We start from the raw sequence: 21,494 nt of genomic DNA on the forward strand, positions 1-21,494 counted from the left end.
CGCACAGGGTAGCGTTTCCGCGTCACGGAGAAGTCGCGACCGATCGAGGTGACGCGCTTCTTTCCCGCGACGGGTGGTGGAACGAAGAAAAGTGCTCCTGCAGCGCGTGGTCCGTCCTGGCCCTGGCCTCGGCCAGGGCATCCGGCCCGAAGGCAGTTCCTTGAACGGTGAAGAACGCGAGGTCATGCAGTCCGACCATGCCGAGGATGGCTTTCAGATACGGCGTGAGGAAGTCGGGCTGGCGTGCGCGCTCCCCGGCAAACCGGCCGCCCGAGGACACCGCGACGAAGACGGGACGGTCACGCAGCATGCCGACTTTTCCTTCCGGACTGACATGGAATGTCTTTCGCACCCGAACGACATGATCGATCCACAGCTTCAACGCAGCAGGTGCGGTGAAGTTGTGCATGGGCGTTCCGATGACCACCACATCCGAACTCTCCAGCTCCCGGATCAGTTCTTCGGAACGGGCCGCGGAACCTTCCTGCGATACATCCTCGGACGCGTGCTGGGACATCGCGTAGTCCTCATCGATGGGTGGCAGGCTGGCAGCGCCGCCAATGACCCGCTCCTTCACGGTAGCGCCGGGCCGGATGTCCAGCAGGCACGCGACGATTTTCTGCGAGAGCCTGTAGCTCTCCGAAGCCCGATCGCGCGGACTGCAACTCACATGCAGGATGTTCATCGTCCACCTCTTCCACCTTCTCGCCGATTGCCGAAACCCATTCCGACCGCCGGACGTCACCTGTCCATGCGTTGGAGAACGCCATCACTTTACAAACCCGGTGACCCGCGCCCAAGGTCCATGAATGCGGCTTCGGACTGGTCCATGCCGACGACGACGGGGCCCATATGGAGCCGGGACGCGGAATGCGCGTGGTACATTCAAGAGTGTCGTCAGAACAGGATCCGACTAGTCCATGACCATCGCGACGACCAGCCACATCGCGCCGCTGGATCACGCGGCGGCCGAGCCTTTTTATCGGCAGATCTACGATCGCTTCCGCAGCGCCATCGGCAGCGGTTTGTTGAAACCGGGGGACCGCATTCCTTCGGCACGCGCGCTGACCAGGGAACTGGGCCTGGCACGGGGCACGATCGAGGCGGCCTATTCCCTGCTGGCCGCCGAGGGTTACATCCAGGCGCGCGGCCAGGCCGGCACCGTCGTGACACCGGACCTCAAGCTGCGAACACCGGTGGCAAGCGCAAGGCTCCAATCCCATAGCGGCACGCCCGCGACCAGCTTCCGCCCGGATTCGATCCTTCCGTTCCAGATGGGCCTGCCTGCGCTGGATGCGTTCCCCCGGAAGATCTGGGCCCGCCTTGGCGCGCGTTGCGTGCGCGCGATGCAACCGGCCGACATGGTTCACCCTTCGGTGTACGGCCTGCAGGGATTGCGCACCGAGATAGCCGCCTATCTGCAGGTATCGCGTGGCATCGATTGCTCGCCTTCCCAGGTCTTCGTGACGTCGGGCTATCGCCATACCCTGGAACTGATCGTTCATGCCCTGCTGAAGGCGGGCGATCGCGTGTGGCTTGAAGACCCCGGGTATCCGCCCACGCGGGAACTGTTGGGGCACATGCACATGGCTGCCGTGCCGGTGCCGGTGGATCGCGAGGGCATGATCGTATCCGAAGGATTGAAGCGGGCACCGCGGGCGCGCGCGGCGGTGGTGACACCGGGGCACCAGAGTCCGCTGTGCGTGTCGTTGTCCCTGCCCCGGCGGCTGACGTTGCTGGACTGGGCAACGCGCAATGGCGCCTGGATCGTCGAGGATGACTACGACGGCGAGTACCGCTATGTCAGCCGCCCGCTTCCCGCGCTGAAGAGCCTGGATCGCGACGGGCGCGTGCTCTATGCCGGCACCTTCAGCAAGGTGCTTTTCCCGGGCATCCGGCTTGCGTATCTCGTCGTACCGGAGGCCCTGGTCGAGACATTCGAGCAGATCAGCCAGACGCTGGCGGCCGGCAGTCCCCAGCTGATCCAGGCCATTGTCACGGCGTTCATCACCGAGGGGCACTTCGCACGCCACGTCCAGCGGATGCGCAAGCTCTATGCCGAGCGCCGCAAGGCAACAGCGGAAGGTCTGGAAAGCGTGCTGGGGAATCGCGTACGGATCGATCCGCAACCGGGAGGGATGCACCTGATACTGCGCTTGCAGGGACGAAAGTCGGATCGCCAGCTCGTTGCGCGCATGCGCAAAGAAGGCCTCTACGCAGAAGCGCTGACAGACTGGACCATGGCCGGGGAAGGAGCCTCCGCCTTGCTGTTGAATTTCACCAACGTCGATTCCCGGGGCAGCGCGGAGAATCTCGCGAAGCGCATCCTGAAACTGCTGTGACGGTGGTGGCGCTCGCGTGTCCGTCGAGTCCGCAACTGGAAAGGGGAACGATCATGGCCCATGCAACAAGACCGATCATGGCTCTTCTGGCCTGAGCCAAGACGCAGCACGATGGAGTCCCCAAACAGCACATGCTAGGACTCGTCATGACCCATCGTATCGACTACGCCAAGGCTTCGCCGGAAGGCTACAAGGCCTTCGGCGGCGTATATGTTTCGCTCCTGAAATGCAGCCTGCCGCAGGAACTGGTCAACCTGGTGTATCTGCGGGTGTCGCAGATCAATGGTTGCGCCTACTGCATCGACATGCATTCCCGCGACCTGCTCAAGCAGGGCCTTGCCGTCGACAAGCTGGTGTTGGTACCGGTGTGGCACGACGCGGGTGAGGTCTTCAGCGCGCGCGAGCGCGTCGCACTGGCTTGGGCGGAAACCGTCACGCGCGTCGCTGAGACCGGTGTGCCCGATGCCGACTATGAAGCCGCTGCCGCCGAGTTCAGCGAGAAGGAACTGGCCGATCTGACCTATGCGATCGGCCTGATGAATGCCTTCAACCGCTTCGGTATCGCGTTCCACACGACTCCTGCTGCCGCCAAGGCCTGAGCTACCGGGCTTCGCCAAAGCCGCTTGTTCGGATGCGGTCATGCTTTGTGAAAAGCGGATCCGCACGCGGTGGCCCACTCAGCCATGCAACTTTCACCAAGGTTCGCCGGGCGCAATGGCCGGCGAACCACTTCAAGGAACCTACGGCTATGGCATGGCTACTGCTCGGCATCGCCGGCATTTTCGAAATCGCGTTTGCCTTCGGCATGAAGTGGTCCGAGGGCTTCACGCGACTGGTACCTGCGCTCTTCACCGTCGTCACCGGCTTGTCGAGCGTGTTCCTTCTTTCGTTCTCGCTGCGCACCTTGCCGGTAGGGACGGCCTACGCGGTCTGGACCGGCATCGGCGCGGCGGGCACCGCCATGCTGGGAATGGTGGCGCTGGGCGATTCCATCGCGCCACTGAGGATGCTCTGCATCGGTCTCATCCTGGCGGGCGTCATCGGACTCAAACTGGTGTCGGGACACTGAACATGAAGCCAGCCAGTCTGAGGGGGGTGCGGCAGCGTTTACTGCGTCGCCTGCCATCGCCGAGCCACCACGTAACCACGGGGACGATCGCTGGAGGGGATCGTTTCGCTCTTATATCGCTTCATCGCGAAATGGAGATATATACTTGCCGCCATCGTCCATCTGGAATCCAGCGATGCCGGCCATCAGCTTCGAATTCTTCCCGCCCAAGACCGATGAACAGCGCACGCAGCTTGATCGTGCCGCACAGGTTCTGAAAGCGCACCAGCCGGACTACGCCTCGGTCACCTTCGGTGCCGGCGGCTCTACGCTCAGCTACACCGGCGACACCGTGGCACGGCTGCACACGCACCATGGCCTCCATGTGGCGCCGCACCTGTCCTGCGTGGGCGGCACCCGCGCCGAGCTGGCCGATTTGCTGGATGGCTATCGCGCCGCCGGATACCGGCGCATCGTGGCGTTGCGCGGCGACATGCCTTCGGGCATGGCCACGGCGGGCGACTTTCGCTATGCCGCCGAACTGGTGCAGTTCATCCGCGAGCACAGCGGCGACCACTTCCATATCGAGGTGGCGGCGTATCCGGAAACCCATCCGCAGGCCGACGATGCGCTGCGCGACCTGCAGCATTTCAAGGCGAAGGTCGATGCTGGTGCGAACGGCGCGATCACCCAGTATTTCTTCAACCCCGACGCCTACTTCCGCTTCGTCGACGACGTGCGCAAGCTCGGCGTCAACGTGCCGATCGTGCCGGGCATCATGCCGATCTCCAACTACAGCCAGCTGAAACGCTTCTCGGACATGTGCGGCGCGGAGATCCCGCGCTGGATCGCCAAGCGCATGCAGGCGCATGGCGACGACGCGGAATCGGTTCGAGCGCTCGGCGCCGAAGTGGTGGCGCAGATGTGCCGACGGCTGCTCGATGGCGGCGCGCCGGGCCTGCATTTCTATACGCTCAACCGCGCCCGGGCGACGCAATTGGTGCTGCAGCAACTTTCCTGATGCATCGGGCGGGTATGCTGCGGCGATGCTCCGGTCGCCCGCCCTGTTGTGCCTCGTCGTGCTCGCCTGGACTGTGCCGGCCTGCGCGCAGACGGAGATTCATCGCTGCATCGGCGCCAATGGCAGCGCGGTCTTCACCGATCAGCCCTGCGCCGCGTTGCAGGCAACTCCGGTCAACCCGGTGGTCGTGCCCGACCGCAGCGCGCCTCTGGCCGCACCGCCGCCCGTCCTGTGCGCTGCCAGCCTGGGGCAATTGCGGAAAAACGTGATCGACGCGTTCGCCAGCCGCGATGCGAATCGAATGGCCGGGCTGATGCTGTGGGACGGCTACGGCCGTGGCGCCGCGATTGCCGATATCCGTTCGCTCGGCGACCTGATGAAGCAGCCGCTGCTGGACGTCGATATACCCGGCGATCCGGTGCCCGCCGACGGTGGCGAACCAGTCCCGGTGATGTCCAGCAGCAGCGATCCCTTCGCTGCTGCCCCCGCATTCCCGCTGCCCGCCAATAATCAGTTGGTGCTTCACATCACGGGCAACGACGGCAGCGGCAATCCGCGCGAGATCCGCTTCGGCATCGCGCACCAGGCCGGTTGCCTGTGGCTGCGCAACGTCGATTGATGCAGGCGGATTGACGCTGGGCGGACGCCGAGCAGTTATCATGGGCGGTCCCCATTGGAGAAGTGACATGGCGCAGCAATACCCCGAGTGGATCTGGCAGAACGGCAGCATCAAGCCCTGGGCCGAGGCAACCACGCACGTGATGTCGCACGCGCTGCACTACGGCTCGTCGGTGTTCGAGGGTATCCGCAGCTACGCCACGCCGGATGGCGCAGCCATCTTCCGCCTCACCGACCATCTGAACCGGCTGTACCAGTCCGCCAAGATCTACGACATGGTGCTGCCGTATTCCGCCGACGAGCTGGCTGCGGCCTGCCGTGCGGTGATCGGCAAGAACGGGCTCGGCGCCGCCTACCTGCGTCCGGTCGCCTACCGCGGCCTGGGTGGTTTCGGGTTGTCCGCCGAAACGCCGATCGACGTTGCGGTGGCGGCGTGGCCGATGGGTCCGTATCTCGGACCGGACGCATTGAAGAACGGCATCGACGCCTGCGTATCGAGCTGGCAGCGCTTCGCGCCGAACACCATCCCGGCCGGCGCCAAGGCCGGCGGCAATTACCTGTCCGGCCAACTGATTGCGCGCGAGGCGCGCCGGCTTGGTTTCGGCGAAGGCATTGCGCTGGCGTCCACCGGCCTGCTCAGCGAGGGCGCGGGCGAAAACCTGTTCCTGGTGTTCGATGGCGTGCTGCATACCACGCCGGCCAGCGCCTCGATCCTTGCCGGCATCACCCGCGACACGTTGAAGACGCTGGCCCGCGAGGACGGCATCGAGGTGATCGAACGCGACATCCCGCGTGAGTATCTGTACCTCGCCGATGAGCTGCTGATGTGCGGCACCGCCGCCGAGATCACGCCGATCCGCTCGGTCGACGGCAAGCAGGTCGGCACCGGCAAGGCCGGGCGCGTCACCCTGCGCCTGCAGGAGCTGTTCTTCGGCCTGTTCGACGGCCGCACCCACGACAAGTGGGGGTGGCTGGAACAGGTGTGAGGCACGGCTACTGCAAACGAAAACGCCCCGCATCGCGGGGCGTTTTCGTTTATCGATTTCGGACAGACGTCAACTGAACTTGATGCTGGCGATCGCACCATTCGCATCGCTGCGCGGGCGCATCGACACATCCCAGCCATACAGTTCGCACAACCGGCGCACGATCGCCAGGCCGAGGCCCGCACCGCTGCCTCCGGCGCCTTCGCCACGCACACCGCGCTGGAACAATCGCTCGGCGTCTTCGGGCTTGATCCCGGGGCCGGTATCGATCACCTCGATGCGGCCGGCACCTACTTCGACTCGCACGTTGCCTTCAAGGGTGTACTTGATCGCGTTGCCGATCAGGTTGGTCAGCGCCACCGACAGCACCGAAGCAGGGGCATTGACACTGACCGGTTCGTTCACGCTCAGCTCGATGGTCAGCGGCTTGCCGCGCATCTGCGGACGCTGGCTCTCGATCACGTCGGCGGCGACCTTGCCGACTTCGGTGGTTTCACCGCGAGTCGGGCCACGCCGCTCGGCGCGAGACAGCAGCAGCAGTGCCTCGATCAATTCGGTGGCCTGACGCGAGGCGCGTTCGATCCGTTTCAGCCGCTCGCTGATCTTCTCGGTGAGATCGGGCGAACCCTGCAAAAGTTCGGTGGTGCTGGCGATTACCGCCAATGGCGTGCGCAACTCGTGGCTGACGTCGGAGTTGAACTCGCGATCACGCTCGACCATCGCGGTGAGCCGTGCCGAATATTCGTCCAGCACGTGAGCCAGTTCACCCACCTCGTCATCGGCAAAATGCGGCGCCAGCGGCTCGGCCTTGCCGGCCTTGCGGTAGTCGCGCAGCCGATTGGCCAGATCGCTGACCGGCTTGAGCACCTTGCGCGACAACCACATGCCCAGCACCAGAGAAAGCAGGCCGAACAGAAACACCGCAGCGATCACACTGATCAACAACTGTTGTTTGCCCAGTTCGTCGCGTGACACATCGTAGCGAAGGAAATTGATCACCCCGCCCTGCCGTCGCACGGCCAGCTTGTAACGCTTGGTCTGGCCATTTGCATCGGTTTCAGTGATGTCGTGGACGCCGGTCGCCAATTGCTGCCAGTTCAACGGGGCCTTGTAGATCGTGCGGTCACTCCACGTCCACGCCTTGACGATATTGAAATGCGGAATCTGCGTGCGATCTGCAAGCACTTGCGCATTGAGGTTGTCGACCTCGTCCTGCAGGCTGGCGGTGACCAGTTGGTCCTCCACCTTGGCGCGAATGTTCAGCGCGGCCACAGCAAACAACGCGCTGAGGCCGAAGCCGAACAGCGCGAAGGAGACGATCAATCGAAAGCGAAGCTTACGCCTGGACTGCATCCGGCTCGACCATCCGATAGCCAATGCCGTGCCGCGTATGAATCAGCGGCTTCTCGAACGGTTTGTCGATGGCGGCGCGCAGGCCGTGGATATGCACGCGCAGGGAATCGCTGTCGGGCAGCTCCTCGCCCCACACGCGCTGTTCCAGATCCTGCCGGGTGACCACCGATGGGCTCGCTTCCATCAGTGCCTGCAGCAGCTTCAGGCCGATCGGATTGAGCTGGATCGACTTGCCCTCACGGTTCACCGTGAGCGTGTCGAGGTTGAAGGTAAGGTCGGCCACTTTCAGCACGCGGCTCTGCGGACCCTTGCCGCGGCGCGCCAGCACTTCCAGTCGCGCGGCCAGTTCCTGCAGCGCGAACGGCTTGGTCATGTAGTCGTCGGCGCCGGACTCGAAGCCGGTCAGCTTTTGCTCCAGCGCATCGCGTGCGGTCAGCATCAGGATCGGGGTCTGCTTGTGCGCCTCGTGGCGCAACTTGCGGGCCACTTCCAGGCCGTCCATGCCAGGCAGCGTGAGATCCAGCACGATCACGTCGAAGTCGTGCACTACCGCCAGGTGCAGGCCGGTTACGCCGTCGCCCGCGAAATCGACCACGTTGCCGCGGTCTTCCAGATAATCGCCGATGTTGGTCGCGATATCGCTGTTGTCTTCAATCACCAGTACGCGCATGGGTCACTCCTGCGCAGCCGGCGCACGGGCCGACTGTGGTTGCAAGCTTAACAATCTTGTGTGAACGCGGCGCGCCGGCCGCGCCGTGAAACTGAATGAGGGTGTCGCACAGGCAAGAAAAAGGCCCAGATGCACGACTTGCCGTCGCCCACCTGGGCCCAAACTACTGCCCCGATACCATCGTCTGCCGTCACCGGGCCCTACCGGCCAGCTGTCCACGCAAATAACAGTGCCTGCTTTATAGGGGGTCTGTGGTTACGATGGGGTTAACCCGTTCTCACCAGGCGGTCAACGTGGGCGCGGGCACCCAGGGCTCAAGCCTTTGTCGGCTTGCGGCGTGCTCGCGGCTCGACAGGCGAATCGCTCGCCTGGGCCTGCAGCAGGTCCATGATGGCTCCGGCCACATCGACGCCCGTGGCTGCCTCGATGCCTTCCAGGCCAGGCGAGGCGTTCACTTCAAGCAGCAACGGTCCACGATTGGAGCGCAGCAGATCCACGCCGGCGATGCCCAAGCCGAGTGCACCAGCCGCCTGCACGGCGATGCGCTTTTCCTCCACGCTCAAGGTCGCCGCCATCGCGCTGCCGCCGCGGTGAAGGTTGGCGCGAAACTCACCCGGACTGGCATCGCGCTGCATCGCCGCCACCACCTTGTTGCCGACCACGAAACAGCGCAGGTCGCTGCCCTTGGCCTCGGCGATGAACTCCTGCACCAGGAAGTTGGCGTACAGGCCGCGAAACGCCTCGATCACGCTTTGCGACGCACTGCGCTTTTCGGCCAGCACCACGCCGGTGCCCTGGCTGCCCTCGTTGAGCTTGATCACATGCGGCGGATCGCCGAGCAGGGCCAGCACGTCGGCAGTGTCGTCGGGGTTGTCGCCGAATACCGTGATCGGCATGTCGATGCCCTGCGCGGCAAGGATCTGCAGGCAGCGCAACTTGTCGCGCGCGCGCAGCACCGCATCGGACGGGTTCGGCGTGTACACGCCCATCATCTCCAGCTGGCGAAGCACGGCGGTACCGTAGAAGGTGCTGGTGGTTCCGATGCGCGGAATCACCGCGTCGATGTCGCGCACTTCCTTGCCCTTGTAACGGATCGCCACTGCACCCGGCGCGATACGCACATAGCATCGTAGCGGGTCGAGCACGCGCACCACGTGGCCACGCTCACGCGCGGCCTCGACCAGCCGCTTGGTGGAATAAAGGCGGGTATTGCGCGACAGAATGGCAATCTTCATGCAGTGGCCGTCATGAGGGATCCGTGGCCACCGTCAGCGGCCGTGACTGGGTATAGGAACGCGCCGGATCCACTGCAAACCGCCCGCTCAGGGCACTGCGGCCCAGCAACATCGGAAACAGCATATGCCGGCGATCGGTCAGATTGATGTCGACACTGAAATGCCGCCCGGCCAGTTGTACTTCGCTGCGGATGAACCAGCGCTCAGTGCGGCGCCCGCCGGTGTCGGTCACCGTGCGCCGGTCCAGCGCCGGCGCCTCGCAGCACACTTCCACTGGCTGGCGCCGGCCGACATGCATGGTGAAGCGCAGCCAGGTCGCGCCATCGCGATGAAACTCTTCCAGGGTGTCGACATGCAACGCGCTGCTGCGGGCACCGGTGTCGAGCTTGGCCTTGAGCAGGCCGATACCCAGTTGCGGCAACGCCAGACGCTCGCGCCAACCCAATGTAATCAGGCCCGCGGTGATCAGATCCGCCATAGGGTTTCGGGATAGCTCGGATCGATGCGGCGGGGAATGGAGCGGGTGAAGGGAATCGAACCCTCGTCAGTAGCTTGGGAAGCTACAGCTCTACCATTGAGCTACACCCGCCTTGGCCGGCGGATGGTAACGCGTGATGCGCGCCGTTGGAAAGCCGGCCGCCGCGAAGTTTCGCCGCGCAGAACCGGCTGCCGCTCCGGCATGTGCCAGTAAAGAGGGACGCGATCACTGACCCAACGCCGCATGAATCACAGATGGCGGCCAGCTGAATCGCCCGCCGCGCGGGCGGCCAAAACTAAGATTGGCCTAACTTTTGATGTGCGCATAATCGGATCGTCATCGCCACCATGCTGCAGAGTCGGCTGGCGAATCGGATGAACGCATCGCGCGAGGACACATCGCGCTTACCCAGGGGGAACATCACATGCGTGTGCTCGCCGAATTCCTCACTCCATCGCGCGGCAGCTGGCGATTGCTGGCGATCTTGCTGCTGTGCGCAGCCGCCGGCCTGGCCCAGGCGCAGTCCGCTGCCAACGACAGCGCCGACCCGCCGAGTCGGGTGGCGCGGTTGTCGTACATCTCCGGCGATCTCGGCTTCCTGCCGGCCGGCGCAAAGGACTGGAGCGACGCCAGCGTCAACCGCCCACTGACCCGCGGCGATCGGTTGTCCACCGGCCGCGATGCCCGCGCCGAACTGGAGCTGGGCGGTGGCACCCTGCGCATGGACGGCCAGACCGACTTCGGCCTGCTCGACCTGAATGACCAGCTGACCCAGATCGAACTGACCCAGGGCACGCTCAACGTCACCGTGCGCCATCTCGATGCTGGCCAGAGCTACGAAATCGACACGCCGACCGTGGCGCTGATCATCGATCAGCCCGGCACGTTCCGGGTGGACATCGACGACAACGGCGGCGGCACCCAGGTCACCGCATTCGACGGCGGCGCCACCGTATATGGCGAAGACAATGCGCAGCGCACGATCAATCCCGGCCGCAGCTATCGCTTCGTCGATTCCAGCCTCGCTGCCGTGGCGATCAGCGACATCGACGGTGGCGATGCGTTCGATGCATGGTCCAGCGAGCGCGACCGCCGCTATGCGCAGTCGAACAGCAGCCAGTATGTGTCGGACGACGTGGTCGGATATCAGGATCTGGATCAGTACGGCGACTGGCAGGACACCAGCGACTACGGTGCAGTGTGGTACCCGACCCGGGTCGCCGCCGACTGGGCGCCGTATCGCGACGGTCATTGGGCGTACATCGCGCCGTGGGGCTGGACCTGGGTGGATGATTCGCCGTGGGGTTTCGCGCCTTATCACTACGGTCGCTGGGCCTACACGCACCGCGGCTGGGGCTGGATTCCGGGACCGCGCGGCATGCGCTCGATCTATGCGCCGGCACTGGTCGCGTTTGTCGGTGGCGGTGGCTGGTCGGTCGGCATCGGTGGTGGCCCGGTGGGCTGGTTCCCGCTCGGCCCTGGCGACATCTACAACCCGTGGTACCGCTGCGGCCGCAGCTGTTACACCAATGTCAACATCCGCAATATGCGCGGGCGCCGCGGAGATGACCGCCGCGCCGACATCGACGACCACTACAACCGATACCGCAACGGCACGCCGTCGCGCGGCGACCGCTACGTCAACCGCGATGCGCCGCGCGGCTTCACCGCCGTACCGGGCAACACCTTTGCCGGTGGCCGGCATGTACAGCGCAACCTGGTGCAGGTCGATCAGCGCCAACTCGCCACTGCCCCGCTGGTCTCGCGCGATGCCAACAAGCTGCGCCCGATCGCGGGTGGCGCACAGCCATCGCGCAACCCGCGTGTGCGCAACCTGCCGGCCGGTGGATTCGATCGCGAAGTGGTGGCGCGCCACGCGCCGCCAGTGATGGCGCACGATGTGGCGCAGGACGCACGCGGCCCCGGGCGCGGCAGCCATCTGGCCGACTCGCCACGCGCCGGCATGCCCGGATCCAACATCCGCGTGCTGAATCCGCGCGACAACCGTGATCGCGGTACCCGCCCCTTCCCGGCCGATCGCGCGGGTAGTGATCGCATTGCCGGCGATGATCGACGCCGGTCCTCCGGCACACCGCAGCAGCTTCCTGCCATCACCCGCATCACCGCAGGTACGCCGACGGAAACGCACAACGACAATCGCACCGATGCGCGCAATGCCGCCGCCCTGCCCTCGGCGCGCTTCGTCCATCCGCGCGGCCGCGATAGCGCCGACCCTCGCGAATCGATACCGCGCCCGGGCGTCAGCTACATTTCCGGTGCCGACGAAAGCCGGTCACGTCCCGCTTACCGCGACAACTCGACGCTGCCGCAAGTGCCGCAGATCCAGCGTGCCGATCAAGGTCCGGGCAACCGGGACGTGCCAGCTGGCAACGAACGTTTCCAGCACTTCCAGTCCAACCGCGCGATGCGGCAGGACTCGCCGATGCCAACCGCACCGACACGCAACGCCGACGAGCCTCGCTTCCAGCGCGCCGAGCCCGCCCCGCGCAGCTACGTTCACGAACAGCCACGGCCAATGCCCGCACCGACGCGCAATGAACCGAAGCAACCGACCTTTCAGCAGCCGCACTACCAACCGGCGCAGCCGCGCGCCGAAACGCCCCGTCCGCAACGCAGTGAATCGCGACCCGCGCAAAAATCCGCGCCACGAGTGAGAGACGACGCGCAGCAGCGTTGAGGCATACCTGCAATCCACCGCGACCATCCCCTGCGTGCAGTGGAAAGTCGCGGTGGATTGCAGCTCCTCGCATCGGCACTGTCGATGCCAGCCGCTACAATGCGCGCATGCCCAAGACCGACGCCCCCGACCACGACGACACCGCACCGGAATACATGCGCCGTATCCGCAGCTTCGTGCTGCGCGAGGGTCGCTTGACGCCGGCGCAGCAGCGCGCGTTCGACACGTTGTGGTCGCGCTTCGGCATCGACTTCGTCAGCAGCCCTGGCGGCATGCCGCATGACTTCGCCGCGAACTTCGGTCGTCGGGCGCCGCTGGTGCTGGAGGTCGGTTTCGGCAACGGCGAGGCACTGGCCTGGGCAAGTGAGCACGACCTGGCGCGCGACTTCATCGGCGTCGAAGTGCACGGTCCCGGCGTGGGACGCCTGATGAACACGCTGGCCGCGCGCGATGCCGGCAACGTGCGGCTGTACAAGCACGATGCCGTGGAAGTGCTCGAACACGAAATTGCCCCCGGCTCGCTGGCGGAAGTGCGCATCTGGTTCCCCGATCCGTGGCACAAGAAACGCCACAACAAGCGCCGGCTGATCCAGCCCGCATTTGTCGCCCTGCTGGCGTCGCGCATGGCGCCCAACGGCCTGCTGCATCTGGCCACCGACTGGCAGGCGTACGCCGAGCACATGCTCGAGGTGATGGAGGCCGCACCCGACTGGCGCAACCAGCTCGGCCCCGGCCAGTACGCCGAGAAACCCGAGTGGCGCATCGAGACCCATTTCGAACGGCGCGGGTTGAAGCTGGGTCATGGGGTGTGGGACCTGCTGTACCGCAAGGCTTGAGCGCGTTGATATCCCTTCGCTCCTCTGGGAAAAGGCAACTGGGGAGTGGGTACTCGCGGGATGTCATGCACGCGCGCCTGGAACGAGCCAGTGCAAGTAGAAATACTGCGGCCAGCATGCCGCTCATACCGCCGCTCTCTCCACAGGGAGATGGAGTCAGGGCAAGCTCAAACCTCGCAGTAGTTCACTGCAATAGCGCCGCGGTTCACCAGCCCTTGGGCCGGGCCGCTTATACTCAGACCATCCACCAGGGACGAATCGACGCAGCGTGAAGCTTCCACTGCCCCGCCGTATCCACCATTGCCAGTTGCCCTTGCGGGACGTCAGCTAGTGGGACTCTCGCTCACCCCCGAAATGATCCTGGTACTCGGGCTGGTGGGCTTCACCATGCTGATGCTGGTGCTGGAGTGGATCCGCGCCGACATGGTTGCGCTGCTGGTGGTGGTGGTGATCGGCCTGACCGGGCTGATTCCGTCCGAGCGCGTGTTCAACGGCTTCGCCGGCAACGCGGTGATCGCGATCATCGCGATCATGATCATGGGCGAGGGGCTCGACCGCGCCGGCGTGCTCAACCTCACCGCGCACTTCGTGATGCGCATGGCGCGCGGCATGGAGTCGCGCCTGGGCGTGGTGATCAACCTGGTCGCCAGCCTGTTCAGTGCGGTGATCCCGAGTCAGGCGCTGGCTGCGCTGATGATTCCGGTCAGCAGCCGCCTGTCCGCGCGCACCGGCGTGCCGCTGTCGCGGTTGCTGCTGCCGATGGCGTTCTGCATTCTCACCGCGACCAACACCACGCTGATCGCGAACTCACCGCTGATCGTGCTGAACGATCTGATCGCCAGCGCCAACGTGAACCTGCCGCCGGGCGCGCATACGATCCCGAAGTTCGGACTGTTCAGCGTGACCCCGGTCGGCCTGACGCTGGCGCTGGTGGGCGTGCTGTATTTCTACCTGTTCGGCCGCAAGCTGCTGCCCGGTCACGAGGACGAACGGCTGAAGGTCACGCCCGGCCGCACCGAGAGCTACTTCGCCGAAACCTATGGCATCGGCGGCGAGACCGCCGAGCTCACCGTCACCGCGGAAAGCCCGCTGGTCGGCATGAGCATCGGCGAGGTGGAGCAGCTGCACGACGCGCCGCTGATCCTGGCGATCAAGAGTGGCAGCGATGCGCGCATGGCGCCGCCGGCCGATCACGTGATCTGGGTCGGCTCGATCCTGGGCGTGCTTGGCCCGCGCGAGCAGTTGGCCCAGTTCGCCAACAACCAGTTGTGCCGGCTGTCGCCGCGCATGCGCCAGCTCGGCGAACTGTTCAACCCGACCCGGGCCGGCATTTCCGAAGTGGTGATTCCGCCCAGCTCGCGCTTCATCAAGCAGACCGTGGGCGAGCTGCGCCTGCGCAAGCGCTTCGGCATCTCGGTGCTGGCGGTAACCCGTGGCGAACAGGTATTTCGCGACGATGTACGCGGGGTCAGCCTGCGCGCTGGCGATACCGTGGTACTGCACAGCAACTGGCGTGATCTGGCACTGGCCTCGGAAGACAAGGATCTCGTCGTCGTCACCGACATCCCGAAAGAAGAGCAGCGCCCCGGCAAGATCTGGCAGGCGGTCGGCTTCTTCGTGCTGGCGAAGTGCCTGGCGCTGTTTACCAACCTCGATCTGTCGGTAGCAATGATGACCGGCGCGATCGGCATGCTGCTGTCCGGCGTGCTGAACATGGACGAGGCGTACAAGGCGATCAACTGGAAGACGATCTTCGTGACCGCCTGCCTGATCCCGCTGGGCTGGTCGATGGACGCCACCGGCACCGCCGCATGGATCGCTCAGATCGTGCTGCAGCATCTGGGTGGCGCATCGCCGTGGGTACTGCAAGCGTCCCTGGCCATCCTCACCCTGCTGTTCTCGCAGGTGATGTCCAACGTCGGCGCCACCGTGATGATGGTGCCGATCGCCATCAGCGTCGCCGTCGCCACCGGCGGCAACCCGTCGGCCTACGCGCTGATCGTCGCGGTGTCGTCATCCAACACCTTCCTGCTCAGTTCCGGCCACCCGGCGCTGATGATGGTCACCGGCCCCGGCGGCTACAAGGGCAAGGATTTTCTGCGCGTCGGCGCCCCGCTCACCGTGCTGGTACTGGTGGTGACCCTGATCGCGATCAATCTGATGTTCCATTGAGCCGATACACGATTCGCGCAGGCCTTTAGACTGGCGCCCGCTCCATTCGCGGCAGCAAGTTCCGGAACCGACCCATGCAGAACCCCACGTTGTCCTCCACGAAAATCGCGATCGTCGGCCTCGGCTACGTCGGCCTGCCGCTGGCGGTGGAATTCGGCAGGCACTTCGACACCGTCGGTTTCGACATCCATGCCACCCGCGTCGATGAGCTGCGCGCGGGTCGCGATCACACCATGGAAACGCCGCCCGAAGAACTTGCCGCTGCCAGCCACCTGCGCTTCAGCACCGACATCGGCGACCTCGCCGGCTGCAACGTCTTCATCGTCACCGTGCCCACGCCCGTCGACGAGGCCAACCGGCCCGACCTGAGTCCGCTGGAGAGCGCCAGCACCAGCATCGGCACGGTGCTCAAGCGCGGCGACATCGTGATTTACGAGTCCACGGTGTATCCCGGCACCACCGAGGAAATCTGCGTACCGGTGCTGGAACAGGTTTCCGGGTTGCGCTTCAACCACGACTTCTATTGCGGCTACAGCCCCGAACGCATCAACCCCGGCGACCGCCAGCACCGGCTGCCGACGATCACCAAGATCACCTCTGGCTCCACGCCCGAGGCGGCCGACTTCATCGATGCGCTGTACCGGCGCATCATCACCGCCGGCACCCACAAGGCCTCCAGCATCAAGGTGGCCGAGGCGGCCAAGGTCATCGAGAACACCCAGCGCGACGTCAACATCGCGCTCGTCAACGAGCTGGCGATGATCTTCAACGCGATGGGCATCGACACCCACGACGTGCTGGCCGCCGCCGGCACCAAGTGGAACTTCCTGCCATTCAAGCCGGGCCTGGTCGGTGGTCATTGCATCGGAGTCGATCCGTACTACCTCACGCACAAGGCCACCGTGCTGGGCTATCACCCGGAACTGATCCTCGCCGCACGTCGCATCAACAGCCGCATGGGTCTGTACGTTGCCCACCAGGTGATCCGGCTGATGGCGAACAAGCGCATCCACGTGGTCGGCTCGCGCATCCTCGTGCTGGGCCTTACCTTCAAGGAGGATTGCCCCGATCTGCGCAACACGCGCGTGGTGGAGATCGTGCGCGAACTGCAGGCCGCGCACGCCGAAGTCGACGTCCACGATCCGTGGGCCGATGCCGACGAAGCCACCCATAAGCTCGGCATCACGCCCATTGCGCAGGTCGAGCAAGGCGTCTACGACGCTGTCGTGCTCGCTGTGGCACACGAGAGGTTTACCCAGCTGGGCAGCGAGGCAATCCGCCAGTTCGGCCGCGAGTCCTGCGCCATCTTCGACATCAAGAACATGCTGCAGCGGGATGTCGCCGACGGCCGCCTGTGAGTCGGCTCAGGCATCGTCCGCGAGATGGATCGCACTGCCTTGCACGCGCACCGCCACCGGGCTCAGGTGCTCGCCGCGGCACGGCCCGGCGACGCACAGACCGTCGGTCCGGTTGAAGGTGGCGCCATGCACGGCGCAGATCAGGGTGCCGTTCTTCAGCAGGAACTTGCCGGGCGCATAGTCCAGCCGTCGGCCGGCGTGCGGACAGACGTTGAGGTAGCCATCCACCTGCTCGCCATGCCGCAACAGGATCACGCTCTCCACTCCATCGGCAAGCATTGCGTCGACCGCAGTGGCGCCGCCATCGGGAATCTCGTCCAGCCGGCATAGCGCCTGTTCGTCCAGAGGTTCGACCGGGGTAACTGTATCCATCGGCACTTGCCTCGGGGGCTGGACAGCCCCATGGTTGCGGCGTAAGTCGTTGATTTTACCACACGGATTTTTAACACATGTACTTCTCCATGCTCTCCATGCGTCGTTCCCGTCATCCGCTGGCCCGTGCCCTGTCGCTGCTGCTGGGCGTGGCGCTGATCGGCGTGCTGCTGATATTCGGACTGGTGGTGGCAGGTGTGCTGCTGGTTGGCGGCGGCATCGTGCTGGCCGTGCGTCAGTGGAAGCACAGCCGCGCGCCGGCGGCGTCCGCCGTGCCGAACGCCGCCCATCAGCCGACCGTGCTGGAAGGCGAGTTCGTGGTGATCCAGCAGGGTCGCCCTGTTCCACACTGATCGCAGGATAGCGGCACATCCATCGGTGCGTTCATGACGCGCTCATTCATCGGGACAAGCCAGGCCGCCTTGCGGATAATGCGCAATCCCCCATCTGATCTGCCCCCATGTCCGATATCTCTCCCGTTGCCGCGGCTGCATCGCCGCGCAGCCTGACCGATCCCCGCTTGCTGATTCCGCTGGCGCTGCTCGCGTTGTACGTGATCTGGGGCTCGACCTATTTGGGCATCCGCTATGCGCTGGAAAGCTACCCGCCGTTCCTGCTGGCCGGCGTGCGCTTCCTGTGCGCCGGCGTGGTGTTGTACGGCTTCCTGCGCTGGCGCGGGATGGCCTCGCCGACCCCGCTGCAATGGCGCAATGCCGCCTTCACAGGCTTGCTGTTGCTTGGCTTCGGCAACGGGCTGGTGTGTTTCGCCGAAGAGCGGGTGAGTTCCGGCATCGCCGCCGTGGCGGTGGCCAGCATGCCGCTGTTCGCCGCGCTGTTCTCCGGCATGTACGGCGAGTGGCCGAACCGGCGCGAGAGCATCGGCCTGGCCATCGGCTTTGCCGGCGTGATCGTGCTCAACCTGGGCAGCAGCCTGTCCGGTTCGCGCCTCGGTGCGCTGGCGCTGCTGGTCGCGGCGATGTGCTGGGCCTTCGGCTCGGCATGGAGCCGGCGTCGGGAAATGCCGCCGGGGCCGATGAACACGGCCGCGCAGATGCTCTGCGCCAGCGTCGCCCTGCTGCTGGTCGGCTTTGCCACGGGCGAGCACCTGCCCTCGCATCCCACGATTCGCGCCACGCTGGCGGTGGTCTACCTGGCCGTGTTCGGTTCGATCATTGCGTTCAGCGCGTACCTGTATGTGCTCAAGCACGCCCGTCCTGCGCTGGCGACCAGCTACGCCTACGTGAACCCGCCGGTGGCCGTGCTGTTCGGCGTGTTGCTGGCCGGCGAACATGTCGGCCCATACGATCTCACCGGCATGGCGATCATCCTGTTCGGCGTGGCGGTGATCACGCTGGCGAAGCTGAAGCGGAAAGTTTCATAGCGCTGCTCTTGCCCACAGGGGGACCTCCTACGGTCGTGGGAGCGACTTCAGTCGCGATGTCTTGATCAAGAGCATCGCGGCTGAAGCCCCCCAGAGAGGCGACCCCTCGCCCGGATCGACCTTGGTCGGCTTGCTCGTGCGGCCGGTGGGGCGCGACGATGTCGCGATCACCGGTGGAGAGCAGCATGAACGCATCGCGGGACGGATGGATGGCACGCGCGGCACTGCGCAGCGCGGCATGGTCGGAACGCTGGTTTCCCGATGCCTGGGTCTTTGCCGCGCTCGGCGTGATCATCGTGGCATTGGCCGCACTCGCGTTCGGCGCCACGCCCACGGCAGCGGTGAACGCATTCGGTGACGGCTTCTGGAGCCTGATCCCGTTCACCATGCAGATGGCGTTCGTGGTGATCGGCGGTTACGTGCTGGCGACTGCACCAGTAGTCGCGCGCTTCATCGACGTGCTGGCGCACGCGCCGCGCACGGGCCGCGGCGCGATCGTCTACGTGGCGCTGGTCAGCATGCTGGCATCGCTGCTGAGCTGGGGCTTCTCGCTGGTGTTCGGTGGGTTGCTGGTGCGCGCGCTGGCACGGCGCAGCGACCTGCGCATGGATTACCGCGCTGCCGGTGCTGCGGCCTATCTCGGCCTTGGCGCCATCTGGGCGATGGGGCTGTCGTCATCGGCGGCGCAGTTGCAGGCAAATCCGGCCAGCATGCCGCCGGGCCTGCTGGCGATCACCGGCGTGCTGCCTTTCAGCGAGACGATCTTCCTGTGGCAGTCGTTCGTGCTGACCGCGGTGCTGATCGCGGTGTCGCTGCTGATCTGCTGGACCACCGCGCCGTCGGATGCTCGCGCACGCACCGCGCAGGATTTCGATGTGGGCGAGACCTCGACGCCGGCGCTGCCGCCGCGCACGCGCCCCGGCGAATGGCTGGAATACAGCCCGCTGCTGTCGCTGGCGATCGGCCTGCTGGGCCTGGGCTGGCTCGGCCACGAGTTCGCCAGCAAGCCGGCGATCAGTGCGATCGCCAACCTCAATACCTACAACTTCCTGTTTCTCACGCTGGGCATCCTGCTGCATTGGCGTCCACGCAGCTTCCTCGATGCAGTGAGTCGCGCGGTGCCCAGCACGTCCGGCGTGCTGATCCAGTTTCCGCTGTACGGCGGCATCGCCGCCCTGCTCACGCAAGTACCCGGCAGCGGCGGCGTGACGCTGGCGCACCGGCTGTCGAACCTGTTCGTGCATGTCGCCACCACCGACAGTTTCCCGGCCGTGATGGGCGCGTACTCGGCCGTGCTCGGTTTCTTCGTGCCGTCCGGTGGCGGCAAGTGGCTGGTCGAGGCACCGTACGTGATGCAGGCCGCAAACGACCTGCACGTGCATCTGGGCTGGGCGGTGCAGGTGTACAACGCAGCCGAGGCGTTGCCGAACCTGATCAACCCGTTCTGGATGCTGCCGCTGCTGGGCGTGCTGGGACTGAAGGCGCGCGACGTGGTCGGCTACACCTTCATGCAGCTGGTGGTGCACGTGCCGCTGGTGCTGGGCATGCTGTGGCTGCTCGGGATGACGCTGGATTACGTGCCGCCGGTGATGCCGTAGATGACACGGCGGGAGCGCACGCATGCGCTCCCGCCGATCGACGCTACAGTTCGCGCAACGCCGTGGTCACCGGCAGCCGCGCCGCGCGAACCGCGGGAAACAGCCCGCCGATGAAGCCGATGGTGAGCGCCCACAGCAGTCCGACCCACAGCAGCTGGGCGGAAACCCGCAGCTCGAAGCTGAGCTTGCCAACCGAGCCGGCGGCCAGCGTGGACGCGCTGTAACCGTTGAACACCAGCCACGCCAGCAAGCCACCGATCAGGCCGCCGAGCAGGGCCAGCAGCATGGTTTCCAGCATCACCGCCACCACCACCGGCAGTCCGCGGAAACCGATCGCCCGCAACGTGGCAATCTCGCGCGCCCGTGCCGCGACTGCGGCGAACATGCAGTTGAGCGCGCCGAAGATCGCACCGATCGCCATGATCGAGCCGACCACGATGCCGATGATGGTGAGGAAGCTGCTCATGCCTTCGGACTGCTTGCTGAAATAGTCGAGCGTGGTGCTGACGTCGACCTTCAGTTGCGGATTCGCTTCCAGCGTCGCCTTGAACGCATCGAACGCGGCGGGGTCGGCCAGCTTCACGGTGACCGACGCGCGGCTGCTGCCGCGACGGTAAGTGTCGGCCACCACGCCGGCATCGCCCCACACTTCCGAATCCATCGAGTCGCCGGAGGCGAACACGCCCACCACCGTCCACAGCTGGCTGCCGAGACGGATCTCGTGGCCCGGTTCCAGCCCGGCGAACTGCCGCGCCGCGCCCTTGCCGACGATCAGCTCGCGCATGCCGGGAGTGAACTTGCGGCCGTCGACGATCTTCAGGTTCGGTCGCACCGCCCAGGCCTGATCGCTGACGCCACGCAATTGCACGCTGCCCTCTTCGTCGGGCTGGCCGCCCTTGATCGGCAGGTTCGCGGCCACCACCAGCTCGGGCGAGGCAATCGGCTGGCCCTTCGCGTCCTTGGCGATGCCGGCGGTCTGCGGGATCAAGGTCACGCTGTCATGGTCGAGCACCGACATCACCTCGGAGGCGGACGCACCACGCATCACGATGGCGGTGTCGGCGCTGCCGGTCTTGCTCAGCGTCTCGCGGTAGCCATCGCTCATCGCCAGAAGCGCCACCAGCACCGCCACCACGCCGGCGATGCCGATCACGATCACGGAGGACATGCCAAGCCGCTGCCGCAGCGTGCTGATGCCGACCGCGGTGACCGACACGGCCTGCCGACCCTGGCGGGTGAGCAGCATCCAGATCGCGAGCAGCACCACCGACAGCACCGTGAGTGCAGAGAAAAACAACATCAGGGAATGCAGGAACATGGTCGTTCTC

The 21,494-nt window shown here is 65.4% G+C and carries 20 protein-coding genes and 1 tRNA gene; 13 read left to right on the forward strand and 8 right to left on the reverse strand.

The features are described from left to right. Positions 1 to 22 precede the first annotated feature (22 nt). Complete coding sequence (locus EAH75_RS11015) at positions 23 to 685, reverse strand: FMN-dependent NADH-azoreductase (RefSeq protein WP_140649374.1); 663 nt, start codon at positions 683 to 685, stop codon at positions 23 to 25. Positions 686 to 920: 235 nt separating this feature from the next. Between EAH75_RS11015 and EAH75_RS11020 the strand changes: the two genes are divergently transcribed. From EAH75_RS11020 to EAH75_RS11045, 6 genes are all read left to right on the forward strand, one after another. Continuing rightward, a complete protein-coding gene (locus tag EAH75_RS11020) occupies positions 921 to 2,342 on the forward strand; it encodes a PLP-dependent aminotransferase family protein (protein WP_140649373.1) in 1,422 nt (473 codons plus the stop codon). Positions 2,343 to 2,488: 146 nt separating this feature from the next. Beyond that, on the forward strand, positions 2,489 to 2,941 hold the full coding sequence (locus EAH75_RS11025) for a carboxymuconolactone decarboxylase family protein (RefSeq protein ID WP_140649372.1): 453 nt from the start codon (positions 2,489 to 2,491) through the stop codon (positions 2,939 to 2,941). A gap of 149 nt (positions 2,942 to 3,090) precedes the next feature. Beyond that, positions 3,091 to 3,411 (forward strand): DMT family transporter, encoded by a 321-nt coding sequence (locus EAH75_RS11030; protein ID WP_140649371.1) that lies wholly within the window; start codon positions 3,091 to 3,093, stop codon positions 3,409 to 3,411. Between the two features lie 175 nt (positions 3,412 to 3,586). Further along, the gene (gene metF / locus EAH75_RS11035) at positions 3,587 to 4,411 is read left to right on the forward strand and encodes a methylenetetrahydrofolate reductase [NAD(P)H] (RefSeq protein WP_140649369.1); all 825 of its coding nucleotides are present in this window, start codon (positions 3,587 to 3,589) and stop codon (positions 4,409 to 4,411) included. A gap of 25 nt (positions 4,412 to 4,436) precedes the next feature. Continuing rightward, positions 4,437 to 5,030, forward strand: coding sequence for a DUF4124 domain-containing protein (locus EAH75_RS11040; RefSeq protein WP_140649693.1), 594 nt, complete (start codon positions 4,437 to 4,439; stop codon positions 5,028 to 5,030). Between the two features lie 67 nt (positions 5,031 to 5,097). Continuing rightward, complete coding sequence (locus tag EAH75_RS11045) at positions 5,098 to 6,015, forward strand: branched-chain amino acid transaminase (RefSeq protein ID WP_140649367.1); 918 nt, start codon at positions 5,098 to 5,100, stop codon at positions 6,013 to 6,015. 69 nt (positions 6,016 to 6,084) lie between these two features. Here EAH75_RS11045 and EAH75_RS11050 read toward each other — a convergent pair whose 3' ends face one another. The 5 genes from EAH75_RS11050 to EAH75_RS11070 all read right to left on the reverse strand — a co-directional run bounded on the left by EAH75_RS11050 (position 6,085) and on the right by EAH75_RS11070 (position 9,862). Beyond that, complete coding sequence (locus tag EAH75_RS11050; RefSeq protein WP_140649365.1) at positions 6,085 to 7,368, reverse strand: sensor histidine kinase; 1,284 nt, start codon at positions 7,366 to 7,368, stop codon at positions 6,085 to 6,087. After that, positions 7,352 to 8,038 carry a response regulator transcription factor gene (locus EAH75_RS11055; protein WP_140649363.1) on the reverse strand — a complete coding sequence of 229 codons (687 nt, stop codon included), beginning with the start codon at positions 8,036 to 8,038 and terminating at the stop codon, positions 7,352 to 7,354. The genes EAH75_RS11050 and EAH75_RS11055 overlap by 17 nt, the downstream gene beginning before the upstream one ends. Positions 8,039 to 8,352: 314 nt before the next feature. Then, positions 8,353 to 9,273: a 30S ribosomal protein S6--L-glutamate ligase gene (rimK, locus tag EAH75_RS11060; RefSeq protein ID WP_140649361.1), complete on the reverse strand. Its 921-nt coding sequence runs from the start codon at positions 9,271 to 9,273 to the stop codon at positions 8,353 to 8,355. Between the two features lie 10 nt (positions 9,274 to 9,283). Continuing rightward, positions 9,284 to 9,751: an ATP-dependent zinc protease family protein gene (locus EAH75_RS11065; RefSeq protein ID WP_140649359.1), complete on the reverse strand. Its 468-nt coding sequence runs from the start codon at positions 9,749 to 9,751 to the stop codon at positions 9,284 to 9,286. A gap of 37 nt (positions 9,752 to 9,788) precedes the next feature. Further along, a tRNA-Gly gene (locus EAH75_RS11070) sits at positions 9,789 to 9,862 on the reverse strand. A 313-nt stretch (positions 9,863 to 10,175) separates the two neighbouring features. Here EAH75_RS11070 and EAH75_RS11075 point away from each other — a divergent pair. The 4 genes from EAH75_RS11075 to tviB all read left to right on the forward strand — a co-directional run bounded on the left by EAH75_RS11075 (position 10,176) and on the right by tviB (position 16,815). Beyond that, positions 10,176 to 12,449, forward strand: a complete 2,274-nt coding sequence (locus EAH75_RS11075; protein WP_140805466.1) for a DUF6600 domain-containing protein — start codon at positions 10,176 to 10,178, stop codon at positions 12,447 to 12,449. A gap of 107 nt (positions 12,450 to 12,556) precedes the next feature. Continuing rightward, positions 12,557 to 13,285 carry a tRNA (guanosine(46)-N7)-methyltransferase TrmB gene (trmB, locus tag EAH75_RS11080; protein WP_140649355.1) on the forward strand — a complete coding sequence of 243 codons (729 nt, stop codon included), beginning with the start codon at positions 12,557 to 12,559 and terminating at the stop codon, positions 13,283 to 13,285. A gap of 354 nt (positions 13,286 to 13,639) precedes the next feature. Next, positions 13,640 to 15,457: an SLC13 family permease gene (locus EAH75_RS11085; protein ID WP_140649690.1), complete on the forward strand. Its 1,818-nt coding sequence runs from the start codon at positions 13,640 to 13,642 to the stop codon at positions 15,455 to 15,457. 74 nt (positions 15,458 to 15,531) lie between these two features. Beyond that, the gene (gene tviB / locus EAH75_RS11090) at positions 15,532 to 16,815 is read left to right on the forward strand and encodes a Vi polysaccharide biosynthesis UDP-N-acetylglucosamine C-6 dehydrogenase TviB (protein WP_170212212.1); all 1,284 of its coding nucleotides are present in this window, start codon (positions 15,532 to 15,534) and stop codon (positions 16,813 to 16,815) included. A gap of 6 nt (positions 16,816 to 16,821) precedes the next feature. On the opposite strand, the gene EAH75_RS11095 is transcribed toward tviB, so the two are convergent. Further along, the gene (locus EAH75_RS11095) at positions 16,822 to 17,187 is read right to left on the reverse strand and encodes a Rieske (2Fe-2S) protein (RefSeq protein ID WP_140649353.1); all 366 of its coding nucleotides are present in this window, start codon (positions 17,185 to 17,187) and stop codon (positions 16,822 to 16,824) included. A 77-nt stretch (positions 17,188 to 17,264) separates the two neighbouring features. Between EAH75_RS11095 and EAH75_RS11100 the strand changes: the two genes are divergently transcribed. The 3 genes from EAH75_RS11100 to EAH75_RS11110 all read left to right on the forward strand — a co-directional run bounded on the left by EAH75_RS11100 (position 17,265) and on the right by EAH75_RS11110 (position 20,166). Further along, a complete protein-coding gene (locus EAH75_RS11100; protein WP_140649351.1) occupies positions 17,265 to 17,540 on the forward strand; it encodes a hypothetical protein in 276 nt (91 codons plus the stop codon). A gap of 107 nt (positions 17,541 to 17,647) precedes the next feature. Then, positions 17,648 to 18,568: a drug/metabolite exporter YedA gene (gene yedA / locus EAH75_RS11105; protein WP_140649348.1), complete on the forward strand. Its 921-nt coding sequence runs from the start codon at positions 17,648 to 17,650 to the stop codon at positions 18,566 to 18,568. A gap of 209 nt (positions 18,569 to 18,777) precedes the next feature. After that, positions 18,778 to 20,166 carry a short-chain fatty acid transporter gene (locus EAH75_RS11110; protein ID WP_140805876.1) on the forward strand — a complete coding sequence of 463 codons (1,389 nt, stop codon included), beginning with the start codon at positions 18,778 to 18,780 and terminating at the stop codon, positions 20,164 to 20,166. A gap of 43 nt (positions 20,167 to 20,209) precedes the next feature. Here the strand turns inward: EAH75_RS11110 and EAH75_RS11115 are convergent, their stop codons facing one another. Then, positions 20,210 to 21,484, reverse strand: coding sequence for an ABC transporter permease (locus EAH75_RS11115; protein WP_140649346.1), 1,275 nt, complete (start codon positions 21,482 to 21,484; stop codon positions 20,210 to 20,212). Between the last annotated feature and the right edge of the window lie 10 nt (positions 21,485 to 21,494).

Source organism: Rhodanobacter glycinis, from assembly GCF_006438785.1.
GTDB classification, from domain to species: Bacteria; Pseudomonadota; Gammaproteobacteria; order Xanthomonadales; family Rhodanobacteraceae; genus Rhodanobacter; species Rhodanobacter glycinis_A.